The organism is Streptomyces sp. NBC_01788 (assembly GCF_035917575.1).
Lineage (GTDB): Bacteria > Actinomycetota > Actinomycetes > Streptomycetales > Streptomycetaceae > Streptomyces.
Window position 1 is genome coordinate 7126115 of the sequence record NZ_CP109090.1, and the last position, 24151, is coordinate 7150265.

At 72.2% G+C, this 24151-nt stretch carries 19 protein-coding genes; 9 read left to right on the forward strand and 10 right to left on the reverse strand.

Going from position 1 to position 24151, the window contains the following annotated elements; all coding sequences use genetic code 11:
- Positions 1 to 213 precede the first annotated feature (213 nt).
- Positions 214 to 2490 carry a choline BCCT transporter BetT gene (betT, locus tag OIE49_RS31855; protein WP_326805310.1) on the reverse strand — a complete coding sequence of 759 codons (2277 nt, stop codon included), beginning with the start codon at positions 2488 to 2490 and terminating at the stop codon, positions 214 to 216.
- A 311-nt stretch (positions 2491 to 2801) separates the two neighbouring features.
- A complete protein-coding gene (locus tag OIE49_RS31860; protein ID WP_326805311.1) occupies positions 2802 to 4772 on the reverse strand; it encodes an ATP-binding SpoIIE family protein phosphatase in 1971 nt (656 codons plus the stop codon).
- Positions 4773 to 4984: 212 nt separating this feature from the next.
- Between OIE49_RS31860 and OIE49_RS31865 the strand changes: the two genes are divergently transcribed.
- Positions 4985 to 5461, forward strand: a complete 477-nt coding sequence (locus tag OIE49_RS31865; protein WP_326805312.1) for an NUDIX hydrolase — start codon at positions 4985 to 4987, stop codon at positions 5459 to 5461.
- Between the two features lie 46 nt (positions 5462 to 5507).
- Here the strand turns inward: OIE49_RS31865 and OIE49_RS31870 are convergent, their stop codons facing one another.
- The 5 genes from OIE49_RS31870 to iolC all read right to left on the reverse strand — a co-directional run bounded on the left by OIE49_RS31870 (position 5508) and on the right by iolC (position 11090).
- The gene (locus OIE49_RS31870) at positions 5508 to 6293 is read right to left on the reverse strand and encodes a GntR family transcriptional regulator (protein WP_326805313.1); all 786 of its coding nucleotides are present in this window, start codon (positions 6291 to 6293) and stop codon (positions 5508 to 5510) included.
- A 63-nt stretch (positions 6294 to 6356) separates the two neighbouring features.
- Positions 6357 to 8240, reverse strand: coding sequence for a 3D-(3,5/4)-trihydroxycyclohexane-1,2-dione acylhydrolase (decyclizing) (gene iolD / locus OIE49_RS31875; protein WP_326805314.1), 1884 nt, complete (start codon positions 8238 to 8240; stop codon positions 6357 to 6359).
- Positions 8241 to 8247: 7 nt separating this feature from the next.
- Positions 8248 to 9141 carry a 5-deoxy-glucuronate isomerase gene (iolB, locus tag OIE49_RS31880; RefSeq protein WP_326805315.1) on the reverse strand — a complete coding sequence of 298 codons (894 nt, stop codon included), beginning with the start codon at positions 9139 to 9141 and terminating at the stop codon, positions 8248 to 8250.
- Positions 9142 to 9217: 76 nt separating this feature from the next.
- Positions 9218 to 10096: a Cgl0159 family (beta/alpha)8-fold protein gene (locus OIE49_RS31885; protein ID WP_326805316.1), complete on the reverse strand. Its 879-nt coding sequence runs from the start codon at positions 10094 to 10096 to the stop codon at positions 9218 to 9220.
- Between the two features lie 13 nt (positions 10097 to 10109).
- Positions 10110 to 11090, reverse strand: coding sequence for a 5-dehydro-2-deoxygluconokinase (gene iolC, locus OIE49_RS31890; RefSeq protein WP_326805317.1), 981 nt, complete (start codon positions 11088 to 11090; stop codon positions 10110 to 10112).
- Positions 11091 to 11378: 288 nt separating this feature from the next.
- Here iolC and OIE49_RS31895 point away from each other — a divergent pair, with 288 nt between their 5' ends.
- The 8 genes from OIE49_RS31895 to nhaA all read left to right on the forward strand — a co-directional run bounded on the left by OIE49_RS31895 (position 11379) and on the right by nhaA (position 20983).
- Complete coding sequence (locus tag OIE49_RS31895; RefSeq protein WP_326805318.1) at positions 11379 to 12398, forward strand: sugar ABC transporter substrate-binding protein; 1020 nt, start codon at positions 11379 to 11381, stop codon at positions 12396 to 12398.
- Positions 12399 to 12403: 5 nt separating this feature from the next.
- Positions 12404 to 13474 carry an ABC transporter permease gene (locus tag OIE49_RS31900; protein WP_100570329.1) on the forward strand — a complete coding sequence of 357 codons (1071 nt, stop codon included), beginning with the start codon at positions 12404 to 12406 and terminating at the stop codon, positions 13472 to 13474.
- 5 nt (positions 13475 to 13479) lie between these two features.
- Positions 13480 to 14397 (forward strand): ATP-binding cassette domain-containing protein, encoded by a 918-nt coding sequence (locus OIE49_RS31905; RefSeq protein WP_326805319.1) that lies wholly within the window; start codon positions 13480 to 13482, stop codon positions 14395 to 14397.
- 4 nt (positions 14398 to 14401) lie between these two features.
- Positions 14402 to 15304 carry a sugar phosphate isomerase/epimerase family protein gene (locus OIE49_RS31910; RefSeq protein WP_326805320.1) on the forward strand — a complete coding sequence of 301 codons (903 nt, stop codon included), beginning with the start codon at positions 14402 to 14404 and terminating at the stop codon, positions 15302 to 15304.
- A gap of 84 nt (positions 15305 to 15388) precedes the next feature.
- Positions 15389 to 16408: a Gfo/Idh/MocA family protein gene (locus tag OIE49_RS31915; RefSeq protein ID WP_326805321.1), complete on the forward strand. Its 1020-nt coding sequence runs from the start codon at positions 15389 to 15391 to the stop codon at positions 16406 to 16408.
- A gap of 115 nt (positions 16409 to 16523) precedes the next feature.
- The gene (locus tag OIE49_RS31920) at positions 16524 to 17129 is read left to right on the forward strand and encodes a GOLPH3/VPS74 family protein (RefSeq protein ID WP_326805322.1); all 606 of its coding nucleotides are present in this window, start codon (positions 16524 to 16526) and stop codon (positions 17127 to 17129) included.
- A 665-nt stretch (positions 17130 to 17794) separates the two neighbouring features.
- Positions 17795 to 19042 carry a serine hydrolase domain-containing protein gene (locus tag OIE49_RS31925; protein WP_326805323.1) on the forward strand — a complete coding sequence of 416 codons (1248 nt, stop codon included), beginning with the start codon at positions 17795 to 17797 and terminating at the stop codon, positions 19040 to 19042.
- Positions 19043 to 19105: 63 nt separating this feature from the next.
- Positions 19106 to 20983, forward strand: coding sequence for a Na+/H+ antiporter NhaA (nhaA, locus tag OIE49_RS31930; RefSeq protein WP_326805324.1), 1878 nt, complete (start codon positions 19106 to 19108; stop codon positions 20981 to 20983).
- Between the two features lie 22 nt (positions 20984 to 21005).
- Here nhaA and OIE49_RS31935 read toward each other — a convergent pair whose 3' ends face one another.
- The 3 genes from OIE49_RS31935 to OIE49_RS31945 all read right to left on the reverse strand — a co-directional run bounded on the left by OIE49_RS31935 (position 21006) and on the right by OIE49_RS31945 (position 24069).
- Positions 21006 to 22010 carry a Gfo/Idh/MocA family protein gene (locus tag OIE49_RS31935; protein WP_326805325.1) on the reverse strand — a complete coding sequence of 335 codons (1005 nt, stop codon included), beginning with the start codon at positions 22008 to 22010 and terminating at the stop codon, positions 21006 to 21008.
- Between the two features lie 83 nt (positions 22011 to 22093).
- Complete coding sequence (locus OIE49_RS31940) at positions 22094 to 22894, reverse strand: SDR family oxidoreductase (protein WP_326805326.1); 801 nt, start codon at positions 22892 to 22894, stop codon at positions 22094 to 22096.
- An 8-nt stretch (positions 22895 to 22902) separates the two neighbouring features.
- Entirely contained in the window at positions 22903 to 24069 is a 1167-nt protein-coding gene (locus OIE49_RS31945; protein ID WP_326805327.1) for a phytanoyl-CoA dioxygenase family protein, read from the reverse strand.
- Positions 24070 to 24151 lie beyond the last annotated feature (82 nt).

The window sequence follows — 24151 nt, forward strand, 5'->3', positions numbered from 1 at the left end:
GACGGAGCCTCCTACGCACACTATCCGCCCTGATTAAGTCTGCTATATCCAGAAAATACCCTTGACCCCTACTCCTGGGAGTCAAGGGGTCGCAGGTTCAAATCCTGTCGTCCCGACTGGAGACAGTCGCAGATCAGGGCCGGTTTCGGAGGCATCCGAAACCGGCCCTTGATCATTCCTGAGGGCCGGCTGGGGACCGGGGCCGAACGGCGCCTACGCCTTCGGCCCGCTGCCCACTGTCTCCGCACCGGAGTCGTCCTGCGGCTCCACCGGCTCCACCACCGGGACGGTGCCCGCGGCGGTCACGACCGGCGGCGTGAGCACCGAGGCGTAGTCGTGCTCGGCGGAGTAGGTGAGGAAGCTCAGGTGCGCCTCGTAGCGGTCCAGGACGTCGTCGATCACCTGCTGGTGGGACAGGCCCATGAGGTCGTAGCCCTCGGAGCCGGTCTGGGTGAACACCTCGACCCGGTAGTAGACGTCCGTCTGGCTGGACATGCGTCCGCCGAACATCGGCATCGGGGCCTCGACGGCCTGCACCTGGTAGTGGAAGTCGCGGTGCTCGGGCATCGCGACCACCAGCGCGTGGCTGGAGATGCCGGTGTGCTCGTCGGGGACCAGGTCCAGCGTGGCCTGGCAGCCCTGCTTCCCGAATTCGCGGACCACATCGGCCAGCGCCGGTTGCACGGCGCGCTCCATGAACTGGGCCACCTGCTTCTTCGAGGGGTAGGAGCGCATCCGCTCCAGCCGCTGGCGCCAGGTGCGCTCGGGCACGTGGCCACCGTGCGTCGCCGTCGACTGCCGGCGCAGGACCCGGCCCTCGCGCTCGGCCCGCTCCATGCGCAGGACCTTGGAGAACGAGGCCATCACCAGCCAGGCGATGACCGTCACCGGCAGGGCGAAAATGAGCGTCGCGTACTCCATGGTGGTGACCCCGCCGGCCACCAGCATCGCGATGGTCAGCACCGCGGTGAGCACTGCCCAGAAGACGCGCAGCCACTTCGCCCCGTCCTGCGACGGGTTGGGGATCGAGGAGGAGAAGTTGGACATCACCATGGCGCCGGAGTTGGCGCTGGTGAGGTAGAACAGCAATCCGGACAGCGTGCCGAGGCCGATGAGGAAGCCGGCGCCGGGGAACATCCTCAGCAGCGCGTACCAGCCCTCCTCCGGGCTGTGCATGGCCAGCTGGGCGAACTTCGTGTTCCCGTGCATGACCTGGTACATGGCGCTGTTGCCGAAGATGCTCACGATCAGGAAGTCGCAGAGCACCGGGGCGGTGATGGCGGCGATGACGAACTCGCGCAGGGTGCGGCCGCGGGAGATGCGGGCGAGGAACAGGCCCACGAACGGGCCCCAGGCCAGCCAGAAGGCCCAGAAGAACAGGGTCCAGCCGGCCATCCACTTGGAGCCCCCGTCCTGGTAGGCGAGGGTCTGCAGGGTTCGGTCCGGCAGCGAGAAGACGAACCGGCCGATGTTCTCCACCAGCGCGTTGAGCAGGAACGCCGACTTTCCGGTCACCAGGATGTAGAGCAGCATGGCCGCCGCGCTCCAGATGTTCAGCTCGGAGATCAGCCGGATCCCCTTGTTCACCCCCGAGGTGCAGGCGGCGATGGTCATGATCACGGCCACGACGACCAGCGCGATCTGCAGGGACAGGCCCTCATGGAGGCCGAACAGCGAGGCGAAGCCGACGTCCAGCAGCACGACGCCGATGCCCATGGAGGTGGCGACGCCGAAGACGGTGCCGACCAGGGTGACGATGTCGATCGTGTCGCCGATCCCGCCGCGGACGCGCTTGCCGAGCAGGGGGTACAGGGCGGCCCGGATGGACAGCGGCATGCCCCAGCGGTAGGCGAAGTAGCCCATGGCCATGCCGAGCAGCGCGTACATGGACCAGCCGGCCACGCCGTAGTGGAACATGGTCCAGACCACGGCGTCCTGGGCGGCCGCGCCTGTCCGGCCCTCGCCCGTCGGCGGAGCCATGTACTGGGTGATGGGCCCGGTGACGGAGTAGAACAGCATGTCGATGCCCACGCCGGCGGCGAACAGCATGGCCACCCAGGTGAAGAGCTTGTACTGCGGCCGGGAGTGGTCGGGACCGAGCCGGACGGAGCCCTCTTTGGACAGCGCGACCCAGAGGACGAACACGATCACCACGGTGACGGTCAGGACGTAGAACCAGCCGAGGTTCTCCGAGATCCAGGCCACCATGGTCTGCATGGTGCCGGCGGCGTGCGTGGGCACGAGCATCGCCCAGAGGGAGAAGGCGACGATCACAGCCGAGGCGATGACGAAGACGCGCCAGTTGACCCTGGGGCCGGGCTCCTCGATGAGCTCCGCGGGGGCCTTGCTGAGTTCCTGGCGGGAGACGGGAGGGCGGTTCTCGGCCTCCTGGCCGTGGCGCCGCCGTTCGGTGCCGCCGAGGTGGCGGCGTTCGATGGGGGCCTTCGGCGGCTCGCCCCCGGGGCGGGACGTGTCTGCGGCTTCGGGCATACGGTCCTCCTCCTGTCGGAGACGAGTTCGGTCGGGCGTCGGCGTGCGCGGACACCTGCGGCCTCGACCCGAAGGAATGGGGAGGCCGTGCACAGTGGGCGCCCTGTCGTGGGGCCTGTCAGTAATGTTAGAACGCCTAACAAAGTGATCTCCGTGAACCGCTTCGGGTTCGGCGGAGGTCTCAGATGTGCGTTCCACCTGGGCTTTCGTGGTGCCGATCGGCTTCGTGTCCGGCGGTCGGGGTGTGCCTTTTATCACCGTAAAGCCGTCTTCGCGGGCTCCCGCCGCAGGATCCGCCGTTCCCCGGCGCGTCAGCCGGCGGGCAGTGGCTGTTCGGTCCAGATGGTCTTGCCGTGGTGGGTGTAGCGGCTTCCCCAGCGTTGCGACAACTGGGCGATCAGGAACAGTCCGCGGCCGCCTTCGTCGGTCAGCCGGGCCCGGCGCAGCCTGGGCTGGGTCTGGCTCGGGTCGGAGACCTCGCAGATCAGCACCTGGTCCTTGATCAGCCGCAGGCCCACGGGGCCGCCCGCGTACCGGATGGAGTTGGTCACCAGCTCACTGGCGATCAGCTCGGTGGTGAACGCGAGGTCCTGCAGCTGCCAGGTTTCCAGCTGTGCCGTCACCATCTCCCGGGCCCGGCCCACCGCCTCCGGATCGGCCGGGAGCTCCCAGGTCGCGGTGCGGTCCGGGGGCAGGACGTGCAGTCGGGCCATCAGCAGGGCCACGTCATGGTCGGGCGCCTCGGGCAGCAGATGCCGCAGCACGGTGCGCCCGGTCTCCGCCGGTGGCCGGTCCTCCTGCACGGCGGCGTCCACCTGCTCGCGGAGTTGCCACAGCCGCTTTTCGGCGCCGTCCCCGCCGTTCGCCAGCAGCTTGCCGGTGCAGAAGGCGAGCAACGCACCCGGCTCCATCGTCAACTCCGCCGGTTCGAAGAGCAGACCGCCCACCCCGAGCGGCGGCCCCGGCCTGACCGCCGCGAAGTCGGCCCCCGGCCGCCCGGGGAAGGACAGCACCGGCGGCGGGTGGCCGGCACTGGCGATCGTGCACACCCCGGTGGTCGGGTCGTACACCGCGTACACACATGTGGACCCCAGGACGGTGCCCTGCCCGCGATCCGACCCCGGAGAGGCGGCCTCCGCCGCCGACAGCCGGACGACCAGGTCGTCGAGGTGGGCCAGCAGTTCCTCGGGCGGCAGGTCCATGTCGGAGAGGGTCTGCACCGCCGTCCGCAGCCGTCCCATCGCGGCGGCTGCCTCCACGCCGTGCCCCGTCACGTCGCCGACGACGAAGGCGACCCGGCAGGAGGACAGCGGGATCACGTCGAACCAGGTCCCGCCGATCCCCGTCGTGGTGCCGGCCGGTACGTAGGAGCCGGCCGTGTCCGCCGCGCTCACCTCGACGACCGCCTGCGGCAGCAGACTGCGCTGCAGGGCCTCCGCAGTACGGTGCTCGCGAGCGTATCGCCGTGCGTTGTCCAGGCTGATCGCGGCCCGGGAGCCGATCCGCGAGCTCAGCTCCACGTCGTCCTGGTCGAAACGGGTCCGGTCACCGCAGCGCCACAGCACCACTGCTCCCAGCAGCAGCCCGCGAGCCCGCAGCGGCATCAGCAACAGGGACTTCGCGGCGTCGGGCAGTACCTTGCGGCGACCCTCGGTGTCGTCCGCCAGCGCGATCCGCAGCTCGGACAGGTCCGGCACGGCCAGCGCGGAGCCACGGTAGACGTGCTCCTTCTCCGGCTCCCGGGCTCGGAGCGAGGCCCCGACCGGGAGCAGTTCGGCCGGCCAGGCGCCGCTCCCGGCGGCCACCGCGATCCGCCGCAGCGGAGCCCCGAGCGAGTAATCACCGGGCTCCTCGCCCACCAGGGCCGCCTCCGCCAGATCCACCGCCGCCAGATCGGCGTACTCCGGCACCAGCACCCTGGCGAGCCCCTCGGCGGTACGGACGATGTCCAGCGAACCCAGCAGCAGCTTCTCCGCCCCGTGGAGGAGAGCCAGTCCGCGCTCCGCCCGCTCCCGGTTCGCGGCCGTCGTCACCGGTCCCGCCCAGATCAGGAAGAGAGCCTGGGGACCGCCGTTCAGTGGCAGCACATCCAGCCGGACCTCCACCAACCGGCCGCCGCGGTGGCGCAGCGTCGCCGGGCCGTCGGGAGGAAGCAGTCCCTCGCAGGGTTCGGCGAGCAGGTCGGCGAAGGGCTTGCCGATCAGCTCTCCGACCCTCGCGCCGAGCAGTTCCTCGGCTGCGGGCGTGCACGCCCGCATGGTCCCGTGGTCGTCCAGCACCATTGCCGCTCCGTCGCTCGGCAGTCGCCCGGCGACGTCGGACGCAGGGTTCGCACTCGTCTGTCTCACCCCCGGGGGCGTAGTGGTGGCCTGCCTTCCATTCAACTCGCCTGTACGGGTCACCGGCATCCCGGGGAACGGGCGCCTCGCGCCCTTCGGGCAGCCCCTTTGATCATTTCTGTGCGTCAAGCGTGCCGCCCTGGCAGGATGATCCGATGCGGGTCCCCAGACGAGCAGCCAGAGTCGCGGTCCTCGATCCGACCGGGTCGGTCTTCATGTTCCGGTATGACAATGACGAAGTCGGTGTCCACTGGGCTATGCCCGGCGGCGGGATGGAACCGGGCGAGACACCGCTGCAGGCCGTCGAGCGCGAGTTGCGCGAAGAGACCGGGTGGACCGACATCGAGTTGGACGGCACCCTGCTGTGCCTCTGGGAGCACGACTTCACCCGGGCCGGCGTTCCCGTTCGCCAGCACGAGCACGTCTTTCTCGCGCACGGCCCCCGCCGGGACCCGGTCGGTGATCTCGCCGCCGCGCATGCCGCGGACAAGATCCTCCGGTGGCGCTGGTGGTCGCCGGAGGAGCTGTCCGGTGACACCGAGCCGCTGTGGCCGCCCCAACTGCCCGCACTGCTTGCCGACGTCCGCGGGCGCGGGGCGCCGGTCCGACCGGTCGATCTCGGCTACGTCTGATGCCGACGGGACGTGGTCTCCGCCCGCAACCCGTGGCCGCGGCCCCTCACGATCTCACCAGCAGTTCGAAGTCGAAGGTGTAGCGGGACGCGCGGTAGACGTGGTGGGCGTACTCGACCGCTCGGCCCGTGTCGTCGTAGGCCGTGCGGTGCATGGTGAGCAGGGCGGCGCCCGGGTGTTCGTCGAGGAGGAGGGCCTCCTCGGTGGTTGCCGTGCGGGCGCCGATGGTCTGGCGGGCGCTGTGCAGGGTGATGCCCGCCGAGCGCATCACGCGGTACAGGCCCGTCGACTCCAGCCGGGCGGTGGCCGGTTCGAGCAGGGCCGCCGGCAGGTGGTTGCACAGGTACGCCACCGGCCGGCCGTGCGTGAACCGCAGCCGTTCCAGCACCGTCACCTCGGCGCCCTCCGCGAGGCCGAGCGCCGCGGCCACCTCGGCGGTCGCGGGCACCCGCTCGTTGCGCAGTACGCGCGTGGTGGGGGCCTGCCCGGCCGTCTCCAGGTCGTCGTAGAGGCTGCTCAGCTCCAGGGGGCGTTTGACCCGGCTGTGCACCACCTGGGTGCCCACCCCCCGCCGCCGCACCAGCAGGCCCTTGTCGACCAGGGACTGGATGGCCTGACGGACCGTGGGGCGGGACAGGCCCAGGCGCGTGGACAGGTCGATCTCGTTGCCGAGGAGGTTCCCCGGGATGAGGAGCCCGCGTTCGATCGCGGCCTCCAACTGCTGGGCGAACTGGTGGTACAGCGGCACCGGACTGCCCCGGTCCAGGGCGAAGTCCAGTGAATCGAGCGCGCAGACGGTCCCGGGACGGGACCGGTCACCGGTCGTCGCCACGACGTCACCCCCTTCGGGTCGGGTCTGCTGGGACACGGGCGCGTGCGGCCCCGGCCGGGACGGTCACAGATGACGGCGGCGGGCGGCCGCCTCGCGGTCGTAGCGCGCGCGGGCCCGGACGGCGGGCTCGCGCGCGGCCACCTCGGCCACCGGCACGTCCCACCAGGCCTCGGCCGGGGGAGCGGCCGGGGCGGGACGCTCGACGTCGGTCTCGACGTAGACGCACGTCGGGCGGTCGGAGGCGCGGGCCGCGCCGAGCGCCCCGCGCAGCTCGCCGACCGTCTTGGCGCGCAGCACCTCCATGCCGAGGCTGGCGGCGTTGGCGGCGAGGTCCACGGGGAGGGGAGCCCCGGTGAAGGAGCCGTCGGCGGCGCGGTAGCGGTAGGCGGTGCCGTAGCGTTCGGCGCCCACCGACTCCGACAGCCCGCCGATGGAGGCGTACCCGTGGTTCTGCACCAGCACCACGTTCACGGGCAGGCCCTCCTGGACGGCGGTGACGATCTCCGTCGGCATCATCAGATAGGTGCCGTCGCCGACCAGCGCCCACACCGGAGTGTCGGGCGCGGCCTGCTGCACGCCGATCGCGGCCGGGATCTCGTAGCCCATGCAGGAGTAGCCGTACTCCAGGTGGTACTGGCGCGGAGAGCGGGCCCGCCACAGTTTGTGCAGGTCACCCGGGAGGGAGCCGGCCGCGTTGATCACCACGTCGTCGTCGCCCACGACCGCGTCCAGGGCGCCCAGCACCTGGCTCTGGGTAGGCACGGCACTGTCGTCCTCGGCGCCGAACGCCGCATCGACCACCCGCTCCCAGCGCTCCTTGCCGGCGCGGTATCCGGCCTCGTACGCGGCGTCCACCCGGTGTCCGGCCAGTGCCTCCGTGAGCGCCGTGAGACCGGTGCGCGCGTCGCAGACGAGGGTGGTGGCCGCCAGCTTGTGGGCGTCGAACGCGGTCACGTTGAGGTTGACGAAACGGACCTCGGGGTTCTGGAAGAGCGTCCCGGAGGCCGTGGTGAAGTCGGTGTAGCGGGTGCCGACGCCGATGACGAGGTCCGCGGTGCGGGCCAGGTCGTCACTGACGGCCGTGCCGGTGTGGCCGATGCCGCCGAGGTCGGCCGGGTGGTCGTGGCGCAGCGAGCCCTTGCCCGCCTGGGTGGAGGCGACCGGGATGCCGGTGGCGTCGGCGAACGCCTTCAGCGCGTCCTCGGCCCCGCTGTGGTGGACGCCGCCGCCCGCGACGACCAGCGGGCGCCGGGCGGAGCGCACGGCCCGTACGGCGTCGGCGAGTTCGGCCGGGTCCGGGGCGGGACGCCGGACCCGCCACACCCGCTCGGCGAAGAACTCCTCGGGCCAGTCGAAGGCCTCCGCCTGCACGTCCTGCGGCAGGGCGAGGGTGACCGCCCCGGTCTCGGCCGGGTCGGTGAGCACCCGCATGGCGTTCAGGGCGGAGGGGATCAGGGCCTCGGGCCGGGTGATCCGGTCGAACCAGCGGGAGACCGGGCGCAGGGTGTCGTTGACCGACACGTCCGCCTCGACGGGGTGCTCCAGCTGCTGGAGCAGCGGGTCGGCGGCGTGCGAGGCGAAGTAGTCGCCGGGGAGCAGGAGCACCGGGAGGCGGTTGACCGTGGCCAGGGCCGCACCCGTGACGAGGTTGGTGGCGCCGGGGCCGATGGACGTCGTGACCGCCTGGGTGGACAGCCGGCCGCGCTGCCGGGCGTACCCGACCGCCGCGTGCACCATGGCCTGCTCGTTGCGGCCCTGGTGGTACGGCATGACGTCCTCGCCGGCCTCCATCAGCGCCTGCCCGAGGCCGGCCACGTTGCCGTGGCCGAAGATGCCCCAGGTGCCGGCGATCAGCCGGTGCCGTACGCCGTCCCGCTCGGTGTACTGGGCGGCGAGGAACCGCACCAGCGCCTGGGCCGCGGTGAGGCGGATCGTGGAATGGGTCATCGTGACCTCACGGGGAAGGGGCGGTGTACAGGGGCAGGCGGGGGTCGACGGGCTGTCCGGGCCAGGTGCCGCGGATCCACGTGTGGTCGGGGTGGTCGCAGATCAGCCAGGCGCGCTCGTCGTCCGGGCCGGCCATGACGTTGAGGTAGTACATGTGGTGGCCGGGCACGGCCATCGACGGCCCGTGCCAGCCGTCCGGGATCAGGACCACGTCGCCGCCGCGCACCTCGGCGAGCACGTCCGTCTCCCGGCCGGGACCGGACGGGGAGACCCGCTGGTAGCCGAGGCCGGGGGTGCCGTCGTGGGCGGCGAACTCGAAGTAGTAGACCTCCTCCAGGACCGACTCCTCGCCCGGCCGGTGCTCGTCGTGCTTGTGCGGCGGGAAGGAGGACCAGTTGCCGCCGGGGGTGATCACCTCCACGGCGATCAGCTTGTCGCACTCGAAGACGCCGGCCGCGCCGAAGTTGTTGACCTGGCGGGAGCAGTTGCCGGTGCCGCGCAGCTCCACCGGTACGCCGGAGGCCGGACCGTAGCGGGCGGGCAGGCGCCGGGTGCAGCGGGCGCCGGTGAGCGCGAACCGTCCGCCGCCGGTGGACGAGACGGTCGCGCGGGCGTCGCGCGGTACGTACGCGAAGTCGCTCACGCCGCTGAACACACTGTCCCGGCCGGTGAGTTGGAACGTGTCACTGTCGAGGTCGCCGTCGGTCACGACCGCGCAGCCACCGGCGAGCGGCAGCACGATCCACTCGCTGTCGCCGGTGTCGAAGGCCTGCGAGCCGCCCGGCGGCAGTTCCAGGACGCGCAGGCTGGAGTGGCCCCAGCCGGCGGACTCCGGGCTCACGTCCACCACGTAGGGCCCATCGGCGGCCTTTCCGGCGGGGAGGTGGTGCGGGCTGGTCACGAAATGCCTCCTTGTCGCGGCTGGAGCGCGGCGGGTTACGGACGAGAAGGGGCGGGACCGCTTCGGAAGGTACCGGTCACAGCAGGCTCACCGCCGTGTCGACCGCGTCCTCCACACTGCCCGTGGCCGGGTACAGCAGCGACCGGCCGACGACCATGCCCTGCACGGTGGGGAGCCTGAGCGCCTTGCGCCAGCGTTCGTAGGCGCCCTCCTGGTCGTCGCCGATCTCGCCGCCGAGCAGCACGGCCGGGAGCGTGGAGGTCCGCAGGACCTCGGCCATGTCGTCCGGGTCCTCGGTGACGGGCAGTTTCAGCCAGGTGTAGGCGGAGGTGCCGCCCAGGCCGGACGCTATGGCGATGGAGCGGGTGACGGCCTCGGCGGACAGGTCGTTGGCGACCCTGCCGCCGGAGCGGCGCGCGATGAACGGCTCGACGAAGACGGGCAGGCGCAGTTCCGCCATCTCGTCGACGGCCCGCGCGGTGGACTCCATGGTGCTCAGTGAGCCGGGGTCGTCGTAGTCGATGCGCAGCAGCAGCTTGCCCGCGTCGAAGCGGAACCGGGCGATGTCGCGGGGGCGGTGCCCGGTGAAGCGGTCGTCCATCTCGAAGGAGGCGCCGGACAGGCCGCCGCGGTTCATCGAGCCCATGACGACCTTGCCGTCGAGCATCCCGAGCAGCAGCAGGTCCTCCAGGACGTCGGCGGTGGCGAGTACCCCGTCGACGCCGGGCCGCGACAGTGCGACGCACAGGCGTTCGAGCAGTTCGGCCCGGTTGGCCATGGCGAGTTGGCGGCCTCCGACGCCGAGCGCTCCGCGCGCGGGGTGGTCGGCAGCCACGATCATCAGCCGGCCGCTGTCGCCGAGCAGCGGGCGGCGCACCCGGCGCGCGGCGGCCTCCGCGACGGCCTCGGGGTGCCGGGCGCGGACCGCGGTCAGGTCGGGGATGCTGAGGCTCAAGAGGAGGCTCCGTTCAGGCAGTGGCTCGCGCGAGGAGGTCGTCGACCTCCGCACGGGTGGGCATCGCGGAGGAGCAGGCGAGGCGGGAGGCGACGAGGGCGCCGGCCGCGTTGGCGTACCGCATGGTCGTCGTCAGGTCCCAGCCGGACAGCAGTCCGTGGCAGAGCGAGCCGCCGAACGCGTCGCCCGCGCCGAGACCGTTGACGACCTCGACGGGTACCGGCGGGACCTCGGCCCGGCTGCCGTCCCGGTGCACCGCGAGGACACCCTTGGGGCCCTGCTTGACGACGGCCAGTTCCACACCGGCCGCAAGCAGCGCCTCGGCGCACGCCTCCGGCTCGCGTACGCCGGTGGCGATCTCGCACTCGTCGACGTTGCCGACCGCCACGGTGGCGTGCCGCAGTGCCTCGGCGTAATACCGGCGGGCCTGGACGGGATCCGGCCAGAACATGGGGCGCCAGTCGAGGTCGAAGACGGTGGTGCCCGCCTTGTCACGCGCGGCCAGGGCGGCGAGCGTGGCGGAGCGGCTCGGCTCCTCGCTCAGACCGGTGCCGGTGACCCAGAAGATCCGGGCCGCGCGGATGGCCGGGAGGTCCAGTTCGCCGGTGTGGATCTCCAGGTCGGGGGCCTTGGGGCGGCGGTAGAAGTACAGGGGGAAGTCGTCCGGCGGGAAGATCTCGCAGAAGGTCACCGGGGTCGGGTACGCGGCGACCGGCGTGACCCAGCGGTCGTCGACGCCGAAGCCCTTCAGCGCCTCGTGCAGATACGCGCCGAACGGGTCGTCGCCGGTGCGGGTGATCACCGCGGTGGAGCGGCCGAGCCGGGCCGCGGCGACGGCCACGTTGGCCGCGGAACCGCCGAGGTACTTGCCGAAGGTCTCCACGCGCGCCAGAGGTACGCCGGACTGCAGGGGGTAGAGATCGACTCCGATGCGTCCCATGGTGATCAGGTCGAAGGCCTGGGCGGACTCAGCGGACTCAACGGGCTCTGCCATGCGCGACGCTCCTCGAGCTGGGCTGGGGTGCGGATCCGGGGGCCCCTGTGACGGGGGACGCGGAGCCCGGGCCTGCCGCCCTCCCAGATGTAGGACCCGGAGGGCCGCACTGTCAAGACTTTGTTCTTACATTCGGACTAGGTCGTAGAACAGATGTCTTGACAAAGTATTGACAGCGGGCCCGCCACGGGATTGGATCCGGTCCCAACGCCGGACTTCCCCCGGGTTTCCACGAGTTCCCAGAGTTCGACCCGAGCTTTTCCCCAGCCACAGTGAGGTGCAGGAAAGATGGACCGCTCTTCTCGCCGCTTCCGCGGAGTCGCCCCCCTTGTGGCCGTGACCGCGGTGGCGGCCCTGGCCCTCGCCGGCTGCTCCAGCAGCTCGGGCGGAAAGCAGGCCGAGGACGGCGGGGACGGCGGCAGCGGCGCGGGCAAGGCCAACACGCCCCGGATGACGGTCGCCCTGGTCACCCACCAGGCGCCCGGTGACACCTTCTGGGACATCGTCCGCAAGGGCGCGGAGGCGGCCGCCGCCAAGGACAACATCAAGCTCGTCTACTCCGCCGACCCGAGCGCCGGCAGCCAGGCCAACCTCGTCCAGAACGCGATCGACCAGAAGGTCGACGGCATCGCCGTCACCCTCGCCAAGCCGGACGCGATGCGGGGCGTGCTGGCCAAGGCCGAGCAGGCCGGCATACCCGTGGTCGGACTCAACTCCGGCCTGAACGACTGGAAGAAGCTCAACCTGCTGGAGTTCTTCGGCCAGGACGAGTCGGTGGCGGGCGAGGCGTTCGGCAAGAAGCTGAACGAGGTCGGCGCCAAGAAGGCCGTCTGCGTGATCCACGAGCAGGGCAACGTCGGCCTGACCCAGCGCTGCGACGGCGTGAAGAAGACCTTCCAGGGCTCCGTCGAGAACCTCTACGTCAACGGCGCGGACATGCCGTCGGTGAAGTCCACCATCACCGCCAAGCTCAAGCAGAGCGGCGCCGTCGACCACGTCGTCACCCTCGGCGCCCCGATCGCGATGACGGCGGTGCAGTCGGTGGGCGACGCGGGCAGCAAGGCCAAGGTCGCCACCTTCGACCTCAACAAGGAGCTGGCCGGCTCCGTCAAGAAGGGCGACATCGAGTTCGCCGTCGACCAGCAGCCCTACCTCCAGGGCTACCTGGCCGTGGACGGTCTGTGGCTGTACAAGAACAACGGCAACTACAGCGGCGGCGGTGAGCAGCCGGTGCTCACCGGACCGGCCTTCGTCGACAAGTCCAACGTGGAGCAGATCGCGGGGTTCGCCGCGAAGGGCACCCGGTGAGTGACATGACCCCTCAGGCCGCGCCGGCGGTGAGCGCACCGCCGGCTCCCGGCTCCCGGCAGACCGACGGCCGCACCGTACGGCGTCCGCTGGCGCTGCGGCTGCTGGCCCGCCCGGAGGTCGGGGTCTTCCTCGGCGCCGTCGCCGTGCTCGTGTTCTTCCTCGTCGCCGCGCCCTCGGTCCGCCAGGGCGGCTCCATGGCGACGGTCCTGTACCAGTCGTCGACCATCGGCATCATGGCCCTGCCGGTGGCCCTGCTGATGATCGGCGGGGAGTTCGACCTCTCCTCCGGCGTCGCCGTGATCACCTCGGCGCTCACCGCGAGCATGCTCAGCTACCAGCTCACCATGAACGTGTGGGCGGGGGTGATCGTCGCCCTGGCGGTGTCCCTGGGCGTCGGCGCCTTCAACGGCTGGCTGCTGGTCAAGACCGGCCTGCCGAGCTTCCTGGTCACCCTCGGCACCTTCCTGATCCTCCAGGGAGTCAATCTCGCCGTCACCAAACTGGTCACCGGCAACGTGGCCACCGACGACATCAGCAACATGGACGGCTTCGAGCAGGCCAAGGCCGTCTTCGCCTCGTCCTTCGACGTCGGCGGCGTCCAGGTGAAGATCACCGTGGTGTGGTGGCTGGTCTTCGCCGCACTGGCCACCTGGGTCCTGCTGCGCACCAAGTACGGCAACTGGATCTTCGCGGTCGGCGGCAACAAGGACAGTGCCCGCGCGGTCGGCGTGCCCGTCACCTTCACCAAGATCACCCTGTTCATGCTGGTCGGCTTCGGCGCCTGGTTCGCGGGCATGCACCAGCTGTTCTCGTTCAACACCGTGCAGTCCGGCGAGGGCGTGGGCCAGGAGCTCATCTACATCGCCGCCGCCGTGATCGGCGGCTGCCTGCTCACCGGCGGCTACGGCTCCGCCGTCGGCCCCGTCTTCGGCGCCTTCATGTTCGGCATGGTGAACCAGGGCATCGTCTACGCGGGCTGGAACCCCGACTGGTTCAAGGCCTTCCTCGGCGTGATGCTGCTCGGCGCCGTCCTCATCAATCTGTGGGTCCGGCGCACGGCGACCCGGAGGTGACCGACATGACCAGCGACAAGGCGGCGGCCCATGGAGCCGTCCTCCCCGACACCCCGCCCGCGCACGACGGGGCCGTCGTCGAACTGCGCGGCGCCGGCAAGTCCTACGGCAACATCCGCGCCCTGCACGGCGTCGACCTCGCCGTCCACCCCGGGCGCGTCACCTGCGTGCTCGGGGACAACGGCGCCGGCAAGTCCACCCTCATCAAGATCATCTCCGGGCTGCACCAGCACACCGAGGGCGAGTTCCTCGTCGACGGAGCGCCTGTGCGCTTCTCCAGCCCGCGCGACGCCCTCGCCCGGGGCATCGCCACCGTCTACCAGGACCTGGCCACCGTCCCGCTCATGCCCGTGTGGCGGAACTTCTTCCTGGGCTCCGAGCTGACCAAGGGGCCCTGGCCCGTACGCCGCCTCGACATCGCCCGGATGAAGCGGACCGCGGACGAGGAACTGCGCAACATGGGCATCGTCCTGGACGACCTGGAACAGCCCATCGGAACCCTCTCCGGCGGCCAGCGCCAGTGCGTCGCCATCGCCCGCGCCGTCCACTTCGGCGCCCGCGTCCTCATCCTGGACGAGCCCACCGCCGCCCTCGGCGTCAAGCAGTCCGGTGTCGTGCTGAAGTACATCGCCGCCGCCCGCGACCGCGGCCTCGGCGTCATCTTCATCACCCACAACCCCCACCACGCCTACATGGTCGGCGACCACTTCAGCGTGCTGCGCCTGGGCACCCTCGAACTCAGCGCCGGCCGCAGCGAGGTCGGCCTGGACGAGCTGACCCACCACATGGCGGGCGGCACCGAACTCGCCGCCCTCAAGCACGAGCTGTCGCAGGTCCGCGGTGTCGACACCGAGGAGCTCCCGGAGGCGGAGGTCCTCGCCGCGCCCACCGCCTCCGCACCGGAACCCATCGAAGGGAACTGATGACATGGCCCCCGTGCTGGACCGCATCCGGGTCGGCTCCGCCCCCGACTCCTGGGGTGTCTGGTTCCCCGACGACCCCGCGCAGGTGCCCTGGGAACGCTTCCTCGACGAGGTCGCCGAGGCCGGCTACTCCTGGATCGAACTCGGCCCCTACGGCTATCTGCCGACCGACCCGGCCAGGCTCAACGACGAGGTGGCCAGGCGCGACCTGAAGGTCTCGGCGGGCACCGTCTTCACCGGCCTGCACCGCGGCCCGTCGGTGTGGGAGTCCACCTGGGAACACGTCAGCCAGGTCGCCGAACTCACCCGGGCCACCGGCGCACGCCACCTCGTCGTCATCCCCTCCTTCTGGCGCGACGACAAGACCGCCGAGATCCTGGAGCCGCCGGAGCTGACCCGCGAGCAGTGGACGCACCTGACCCGGGGCATGGAACGGCTAGGCCGCCAGGTCAGGGAGACGTACGGCCTCGACATCGTCGTCCACCCGCACGCCGACACCCACATCGACACCGAGGCCCACGTCGAGCGCTTCCTCGACTCCACCGACTCCGGTCTCGTCAACCTCTGCCTGGACACCGGGCACTACGCCTACTGCGGCGGCGACAGCGTCAAGCTGATCGAGACCTACGGCGAGCGCATCGGCTACCTGCACCTCAAGCAGGTCGACCCGGAGATCCTCGCCGAGGTGGTGGCGCACGAGGTGCCGTTCGGACCGGCGGTCCAGCGGGGCGTGATGTGCGAGCCGCCGGCCGGAGTACCGGCGCTGGAACCGGTCCTGACGGCCGCGCAGGGACTCGGCGTGGACCTCTTCGCGATCGTCGAGCAGGACATGTACCCCTGCGAGCCGGACACGCCGCTGCCCATCGCGGTACGCACACGCCGGTTCCTGCGGTCCTGCGGCGCCTGACCCCGCCGGGAAAGGCACCAGGCCCCCCTGTCACCAGGCCCCCCCCGTAAGGACGACCTCCGGACGCCGAGGAGAGGTACGACGATGGCCCGGTCATCGACTCTGAACGTCGCCGTCATCGGCGTGGGCCGCATGGGCGCCGACCATGTGCGCCGGATCCGGGAGGTCGTCAGCGGCGCCCGGGTGAGCGCCGTCGTGGACGCCGACGCGGAACGCGCCGAGGCCGTCGCCGCCCGCGCCGGCGGCTGCGCCGCGTACACCGACCCGGCCGCCGCGCTGGCCGCCGCCGACGTCGACGCGGTGCTCGTGGCCTCGCCGGGCCCGGCCCACGAGGCGGCCCTGCTCGCCGCCCTCGCCCACGACCTGCCCGTCCTGTGCGAGAAGCCCCTCACCCCCGACCCGGCCTCCGCCCTGCGCGTACTCGACGCCGAGCGGCGGCTCGGCCGGCGGCGCGTCCAGGTGGGCTTCATGCGGCGCTACGACGCCGAGTACCTCCGGCTCGAACAGCTCCTGCGGACCGGCCGGCTGGGCCGCCCGCTGCTGCTGCACCAGCGCCACCGCAACGTGACCTCCCCGGCCGGCTGGACCAGCGACCTGCTCATCAGCGACTCGCTCGCGCACGAGGTGGACGCGACCCGCTGGCTGCTCGGCCAGGAGATCACCGCGGTGACCGTCCTGCGTCCCGCCCCGTCCGGCGACGCCCCCGCCGGCCTCCAGGACCCGCAGTTCGTCGTCCTCGAAACGGACGGCGGTGCCATCGCCGACGTGGAGGTCTTCGTCAACTGCGGCTTCGGCTACCAGGTGCGTGCCGAGGCCGTCTGCGAGCGCGGCACGGCGCACGTCGGCGACGGCCACGCCATGGTCACCCAGGCGGACGGCCGCTGGGGCGGCACCATCGCCCAGGACTACCTCGAACGCTTCGAGGACGCCTACGACCGCGAGGTGCAGACCTGGGTCCACTCCGTCCGCGACGGCACGCCCACCGGCCCCAGCGTCTGGGACGGCCTCGCCGCGGCCGCGGTCTGCGCGGCGGGCGTCCGCTCCCTGACCGAGGGCGGCCGGGTCGAGGTGGAGCTGCCCGAACGTCCGTCCCTGTACGGATGACACCCGCCGTACGCCCCGCGCGCCGCGCTAGAGTCGGGGCGTACGGGAAGCACGGAACGTCGCGTTCTGCGTGCCGGTGGCGCAGTGGCGGGCACCCTCCTCGACGGGGAGCGTAATGAGCACAGCGCGTGACCTGATGATCGTCGCCCTGGACGTGGAACCCAGCCGGCCGCCCGAGCGCGGGGACCTCTCCCTGGCGCTGGCCGGCGCCGAGGCGTACGACCTGCTGCGGGCCGAGCTGCTGGAGCTGGACGGCGACCGGATCGTGCCGCGGCTCCTGCCGCAGGTCGGCGACCCGCTGCTGGCCGAGGCCGCCTCGTCGCTGGTGCGCCAGGTGCCGTACGAGACCCTGGAGGACTGGCTCTGGCGGCGCGGGCGCGGCCTGGCCAGGGCCTATCTGAGCGCCCTGGAACAGGAGGGCCAGGTCACCTGGGAACGCAGCCGCTGGCTGCCCTTCCGGGGCGGCCGCACGGTCCTCAGCGAGACCGGGGCACGGCGGCGCGCGGCATACCGCTGGGCGGCCGACGAGCCGGTGCTGCTCACACTCGCGGCGGCCGTCGGCATCCGCGACGAGATGACCGCGGCGGAGCCGGGCATCACCGACGACGCCGTTCTCACCGTCCTCGCCGCCGTCCACGACGCCGTGATGGAACTGGAGGCCGTCCGCCAGCGCCGAGCCATCGAGGACGCGGCCTTCGCCAACGTCTGGCGCGGTGCGTAGCCCACCGCCACCGGTCGGCGCCTCGCCCGTCTCCCGCAGACCGCCACCGCGCCGTGCCGCCGACGTGCGGTGCCGTGTCCGGACGCCCGCAGGGTGGTGTCCCGCGGCGTTCCGCAGTGCGGTGTCTCGCCCGTCACCCGCAGACCGCCACCGCGCCGTGCCGCCGACGTTCGGTGCCGTGTCCGGTCGCCCGCAGGGTGGTGGTGTGTCGTGTCGTCGGCAGGTGCTGTTACGCCCGGTCGTCCGAAGGGCGGTGTCCCGCAGCGTCCGGACGCGCGATGCCGCGTCCGGTCGCTCGCAGGGTGGTGGCGCCTCGCCTCGCCGGCAGGCGCTGTCGCGTCGGTCTTCCGAAGGGCGGTGTCTCGCCCGTCACCCGCAGACCGCCACCGCGCCGCGCCGCCGACGTTCGGTGCCGTGTCCGGTCGCTCGCAGGGTGGTGGCGCGTCGTGTCGTCGGTAGGCGCTGTCGCGCCGGTCCGTCCGAAGTGCGGTGTCCCGCCGCGTCCTGTAGGGCCGCGCTGCGCCCCGGCGTCGACAGGCGGGGGCGCGTCGGCGCTTTTAAGCTGAGGGGCGGCGTGGGTCGCCGTGGAAGTGAGGGCGGTGTCCCTCGTCCCCCGCTCGTCCGGGACGGCCGCGGGCCCGTTCCCAGGCGCTTGGAGCCGGCGCATGACCCACGCGTGTCCACGACTGCGACGGGCTGTCGTCACCGCGACCGCCGTCGGAGTTCTCGTGGTGCCCCTCGCCGGCGGGACGGCCTCCGCCGGACCCGCCGCCCGCCCCGGGGCCGTCACTGCCACCGCGCCCGCGGGCATGTCACCGACCGGAGTGCGCAGACTGAGCCCCGACGTGGTCCGGCAACTCGACCAGGCAGTGCTGCGCGTCATGCGGCAGGCGGGCGTGCCCGGGGTGACCGTGGGACTGTGGACACCGGACGAGGGCGAGTACGTCAAGTCCTTCGGCGTCGCCGACAGGAGCACCGGGCGGAAGATGTCGCCCGACCTGTACATGCGGATCGGCAGCGAGACCAAGACCTTCACCGTGACGGCGCTGCTGCACCTCGTGGACCGGCACAAGGTGCGCCTGGACGACCCCGTCGGCAAGTACGTCGCCGGCGTGCCGAACGGGAACGGGATCACCCTGCGGCAGCTCGCCGGGATGCGCAGCGGGCTGTTCGACTACACGGCGGACGCGGGCTTCCGCAAGGCGCTGACCTCCGACCCGCACCGGGCCGTCACCCCGCACCAACTGCTCGCCTACGCCTTCAAGCACCTCCCGCTCTTCCCGCCGGGCCGGAGGTTCGAGTACAGCAACACCAACGTCATCCTCCTCGGCCTGGTCGTGGAGAAGGCCGGCGGCCGGCCCCTCGCGGACTACATCGCCACCCACGTACTGCGCCCGACCGGACTTGACCAGACCTTCTTCCCGGCCGGGGCGCAGTTCCCGCGCCCGCACGCGCAGGGCTACACGAACCAGACCCCGAACGGCGAGGTGCGGGACGCGGCCCACTGGAACCCCTCCTGGGCCTGGGCGGCCGGGGCGATGATCTCCAACCTCGACGACCTGCGCGTCTGGGCGCGCACCGTCGCCACGGGCGTCCTGCCCGACGGCACCAGGCTCATCAGCACCGCCTCCCAGAAGCAGCGGCTCACCACACACCCGACCTCGGTCCCCGGCGCCGGATACGGCCTCGGCATCTTCGACGTGCGCGGCTGGATCGGCCACAACGGCTCCCTGCCGGGCTACGAGTCCCTCACCGTCCACCTCACCCCGGCGCGCACGACCCTCGTCGTTCTGCTGAACAGCGACATCGACGAGCACGGGACCGAGCCCAGCACCCTGCTCGGCCGGGCGATCACGAAGATCGTCACCCCGGGGCACGTCTTCGACCTGCCGGCCCGGGCGGCCGTCCGGTGACCGGCCGCTCCACGGACTGACGACGTGTCCCGGGACCCGACCACACCGATGGCGCCGCCGCCCATGAGCGGGCAGACCGCCTGCGGCGCCGGCGCGCACGGCCCGCTGCGCACCTTCCTGCACACCGAGACCGGCAGCGCCGCGGTGCTGCTCGCCGCCGCCGTCGCGGCGCTGGTGTGGGCCAACGCCTCGCCCGGCACGTACGAGTCGTTCTGGCGCACCCACGTCTCGCTCATGATCGGCTCGACCGGAGTCTCCCTGGGACTGCGGGAGTGGATCAACAGCGGGCTGATGGCGCTGTTCTTCTTCGTCGTCGGCCTCGAGGCCCGCCGGGAGTTCGACATCGGGGAGCTGAGGGAGCGCAGACGGCTCGCCCTCTCGGCGATCGCCGGGATCAGCGGCATGGCCGTACCCGTGGCGATCTACCTGGCCGTCAACGCGGGCCACGTCACCGCGCGGGGCTGGGGCGCGGCCATGTCCACGGACACGGCGTTCGCACTCGGCATCCTCGCCGTCTTCGGCTCCCGGCTGCCCGGTGGCCTGCGCGTCTTCCTGCTCGGCGTCACGGTCGCCGACGACTTCCTCGCGCTCGCCGTCATCGCCTTCGCCTACAGCGGCACCCTCTACGTGCCCGCCCTGCTCACCGCCTTCGGCGTCCTCGCCGTGCTGATCGCGCTGCGCCTGGCCGGCGTACGGATCTCCGCCGTGTACGCGCTGGTCGCCCTGGTCCTGTGGGGCGCGCTGCTGCGCTCCGGCGTCGATCCGGTGGTCAGCGGACTGGTCATGGGCCTGCTCACCTACGCCCACCCCGCCCAGCGGCACGCCCTGGAACGCGCCAGCCGGCTCTTCCGCCGCTTCCGCGAGCAGCCCACACCCGAACTGGAACGCACCCTGCGCCGGGGCCTGGCCACCGCGCTGTCGCCCAACGAGCGGCTCCAGCGCATGCTCCACCCCTGGACCAGCTATCTGATCGTGCCGTTGTTCGCGCTGGCCAACGCCGGTCTCCCGCTCGGTGCGGCCCGGCTCGCGGACGCCTTCACCTCGCCCGTCACCCTCGGCATCCTGCTCGGCTACGTCCTCGGCAAGCCGATCGGCGTCGCCGGCTCCACCTGGCTCGCCGTACGGCTCAGCCGCGGCCGGCTGCGCCCGCCGATCGGCTGGGGCGCGATCGCCGCGGGCGGCGGTCTGGCCGGGGTGGGCTTCACCGTGTCCCTGCTGATCGCCACCCTCGCCTTCCGCGGGCCCCGCCTTGAGGAGGCGAAGATCGGCATTCTGGCGACCGTCGTGTGCTCCTTCGCCGTCACCTGGCTGGTCACCGGGGCCCTGTCCCTGCTGCCCCCGCGCAGCCGGGCCCGCGCGCTGCTGGGCCGCGGCCGGGTCATCGTCGACCTCGGCGAGCCCGTCGACCCGGAGCGCGACCACGTCCGCGGACCGCTCGACGCCCCGGTGACGCTGGTCGAGTACGGCGACTACGAGTGCCCGTACTGCGGACTCGCCGAGCCGGTCGTGCGGGAGCTGCTCACCGAGTTCGGCGACGACGTACGCTACGTCTGGCGGCACCTGCCGCTGACCGACGTCCACCCGAACGCGCAGCTCGCCGCCGAGGCCGCGGAGGCCGCCGCCCGCCAGGGCCGCTTCTGGCGGATGCACGACGTCCTGATCAGCCACCAGGGCGACCTGAGCCCCAAGGACCTCCTGGGCTACGCCGGACAGGTCGGCCTCGACGTGGACCGCTTCCGCCGGGACCTGCGGGCGCGGGCGGGCGCGCAACGGGTGGCCGACGACGTGGAGTCGGCCGACCTCAGCGCCGTCTCCGGCACCCCGACCTTCTTCGTCAACGGCCGCCGCCACCACGGCGCCTACGACATCACCACCCTTGCGGCGGCAGTACGCGCCGCCCGGGAACGCGCGGCCCTGACGAGCACGGGCCCGCAGCCCTGAGGCCGCGTCGCGGCCCGGCGGGTCAGACCGTTCGTACCTCCTCGACGCGCACCGGACGGTGTTCGTGGAGGGAGAGGGTGCACGCCTCGGCGATCCAGCCGGCCTCCAGGGCGTCCGCGACCGTGCACGGGGAGGGCAGCCGGCCGGCCACGACCTCGGTGAACGCGGTGAGTTCGGCGCGGTAGGCGGCGGTGAAACGGTCCATGAAGAAGTCGTGCGGGGTGCCGGCGGGGAAGGTCACCCCGGGTTCGACGGAGCGCACCGGCAGCTTGTCGTCCAGGCCGACGGCGATCGAGTCCTCGAAGCCGTGCAGCTCCATGCGGACGTCGTAACCGCGGGCGTTGTGGCGGCTGTTGGAGACCACCGCGATCGTTCCGTCGTCCAGCGTGAGCACGGCACCGGTGGTGTCGGCGTCGCCCGCCTCCCTGATGAAGTCGGCGCCCCGGTTGCCGCCGACGGCGTACACCTCGGTCACCTCCCGCCCGGTCACCCAGCGGATGATGTCGAAGTCGTGCACCGAGCAGTCCCGGAAGATCCCGCCGGAGGAGGCGATGTACGCGGCCGGCGGCGGCGCCGGGTCGAGCGTGGTCGAGCGTACGGTGTGCAGCTTGCCGAGCTCGCCGCTCCGCACGGCGGCGCGAGCCGCGGCGAAACCGGCGTCGAAGCGGCGGTTGTAGCCGATCTGCACAGGCACGTGGCCGTCCTGGACGGCCTTGAGGACCTCGACGCCCTCCGCCATGGTGCGGGCCACCGGCTTCTCGCAGAAGACGGGGACCCCGGCGTCGACGGCGGCGAGGATCAGCGCCGGGTGGGCGCCGGTCGCCGCGGCCACGACGACACCGTCCACCCCGGCGGCCAGCAGCGCCTCGGGCGAGTCGGCCACCTCGGCCCCGAACCGCTCGGCGGCGGCCTTCGCGGCGTCCGTGAACGGGTCGGCGACGACGAGCGACTCGACCGCGTCGAGTCCGGAGAGGGTCTCGGCGTGGAAGGCGCCGATCCGGCCGAGGCCGAGGATTCCGATGCGCATGGGGGCTGGTGCTCCTTGGGTGCGTGGGTTGTGCGTGGTGGTGCGGCAGTGCGCCGGTTCAGTCCGGTCCGGTCCAGTCCAGCTCAGTCCAGTCCGCCGAGCACGTTCTGGTCCCAGTCGATCACCGAACCGGTGACCACCCCGGACCGCTCGGACAGCAGCAGGACCACGAAGTCGGCGATCTCGTCGGGCTGACCGAGCCTGCCCATCGGCAGCCGCTCCGCGGCCCGCTCGCGCCAGTCGTCGCCGGCGCCGTGGAAGGCGCGCTGGGTGGCGTCCTCGCCCTCGGTCGCGGTCCAGCCGATGTTCAGGCCGTTGATCCGCACCCGGTCGTGGCGGTGGGCGTGTGCGGCGTTGCGGGTGAGCCCGGCCAGGCCGGCCTTGGCGGCGACGTACGGCGCCAGGAACGGCTGCCCGCCGTGCGCCGAGGACGTGATGATGTTGACGACCGTGCCGGGCGCCCCGCGCGCCACCATGTCGGCCACCGCCGCCTGCATCGCGAAGAACGGCCCCTTGAGGTTGACCGCGATGTGCGCGTCGAACAGCTCGGGCGTGGTGTCGAGGAGCGTGCCGCGCGAGGTCAGCCCCGCGGAGTTCACCAGGCAGTCGATCCGACCGTACGCGGAGACCACCCGTGCCACCGACCCCTTGGCCTGTCCGGCGTCGGCCAGGTCGGCCCGGACGAACGTCGCGGTGCCCCCGGCGGCCGTCAGCTCCGCCACCAGGGCCTCGCCCGGCTCGGTCCGCCGCCCGGTCACGGCGACGACGGCGCCCTCGCGGACGGCGGCCCGCGCGATCGCGGCCCCCACGCCCTGGCTGCCGCCGTTGACGAGGACGACCTTGCCGTGGAGCAGGCCGTCCGCGGATCCGTCGAGAAGTCCCATGACCGTCCTCAGCTCCCGCGCCGCTCGGCGGCTGCCCGCAGCTGCGCGCGCAGCGCGTCCGGTGTCCACTCCTCGCGCACCGCCCGCCGTACGAGGTCCGCCTGCGAGGGCGGAGCCAGACCGTCGACCGGCGGATCGCTGTCGAGGTTGGTGGGGAACGGGTAGCCCTCGGCGCTCGCGGCGACGACGCGGTCCAGCCACGTGGCGTCGGCGCCCTCCGCCTTGCGCTTGAGCAGCACGGGGAAGACGGCGCCCGCGACGGCCTCGCGGTCGACGGTCTCCATCGCGCGCCCGAACGCGGAGGAGACCTGGAGCAGGTTGGCCATGCGCCGGATGTCCGCCGACCGGTTCGTCCCGGCGGCGTGGAAGAGCGCCGGGTTGAAGAAGACGGCGTCCCCCTTGGCCAGCGGCAGTTGCACGTGGTGGTCCTCGAAGTACGCCTGGAACGCGGGCAGTCGCCAGGCGAGGTAGCCCGGCTCGTACCGCTGCGAGTACGGCAGGTACATCGTCGGTCCGGACTCCACGGGCATGTCGCAGTGCGCGACCGCGCCCTGGAGGGTCAGCACGGGGGAGAGCCGGTGGACGTGCGCCGGGTAGGCGGCGGCGACCTCGTTGGCCAGGAAGCCCAGGTGGTAGTCGCGGTGCACGGTCTGGGCCGCGCCGCCCGGGTTGACCACGTTGATCTGCGAGGTGACCTGGTAGCCGGGGCCCAGCCAGGCCTCGCCGACCAGCGCCAGGACGTCGTTGGCGTAGTAGTCGGCGAACGTCTCCGGGTCGTGCAGCGCCGCCTTCTCCAGGGCGTTCCACACCCGGTCGTTGGCGCCCGGCTTGGCGAAGTGGTCCCCGCCGCCCGCGCCCGAGGCGCGCTGCTCGGCGATCAGGGCGCGGAAGACGTCGGTGGCCCGGTCGACCACGGCGGTGTCGGGGAAGGCGCCCCGGAACACCACGATGCCGGGGCCCTCGTCCAGGGCGCGGACCAGTTCGGCCCGCAGGGCAGGGCGGTCCACGGCCCCGCGCAGCCGGCGGGCGTCGTAGAGGAGGACGCCCCGGTCCACCGCCGAGGCGTGCGGATAGCAGGCGAGGTCGGTCGCGCGCTCGACGAGCGCGCGGAAGGAGCCGAGGTCGCAGTCCTGCTCGGACAGCCAGGCACGGCGGTGTACGGGGACGGAGGACATCGTCGTCCTTTCGGTCGTCGGGCGACTCGGTCACGAGGGCCGTCGCGCCCTGTCATTCTTGTCATTACAAACACCTCGAACA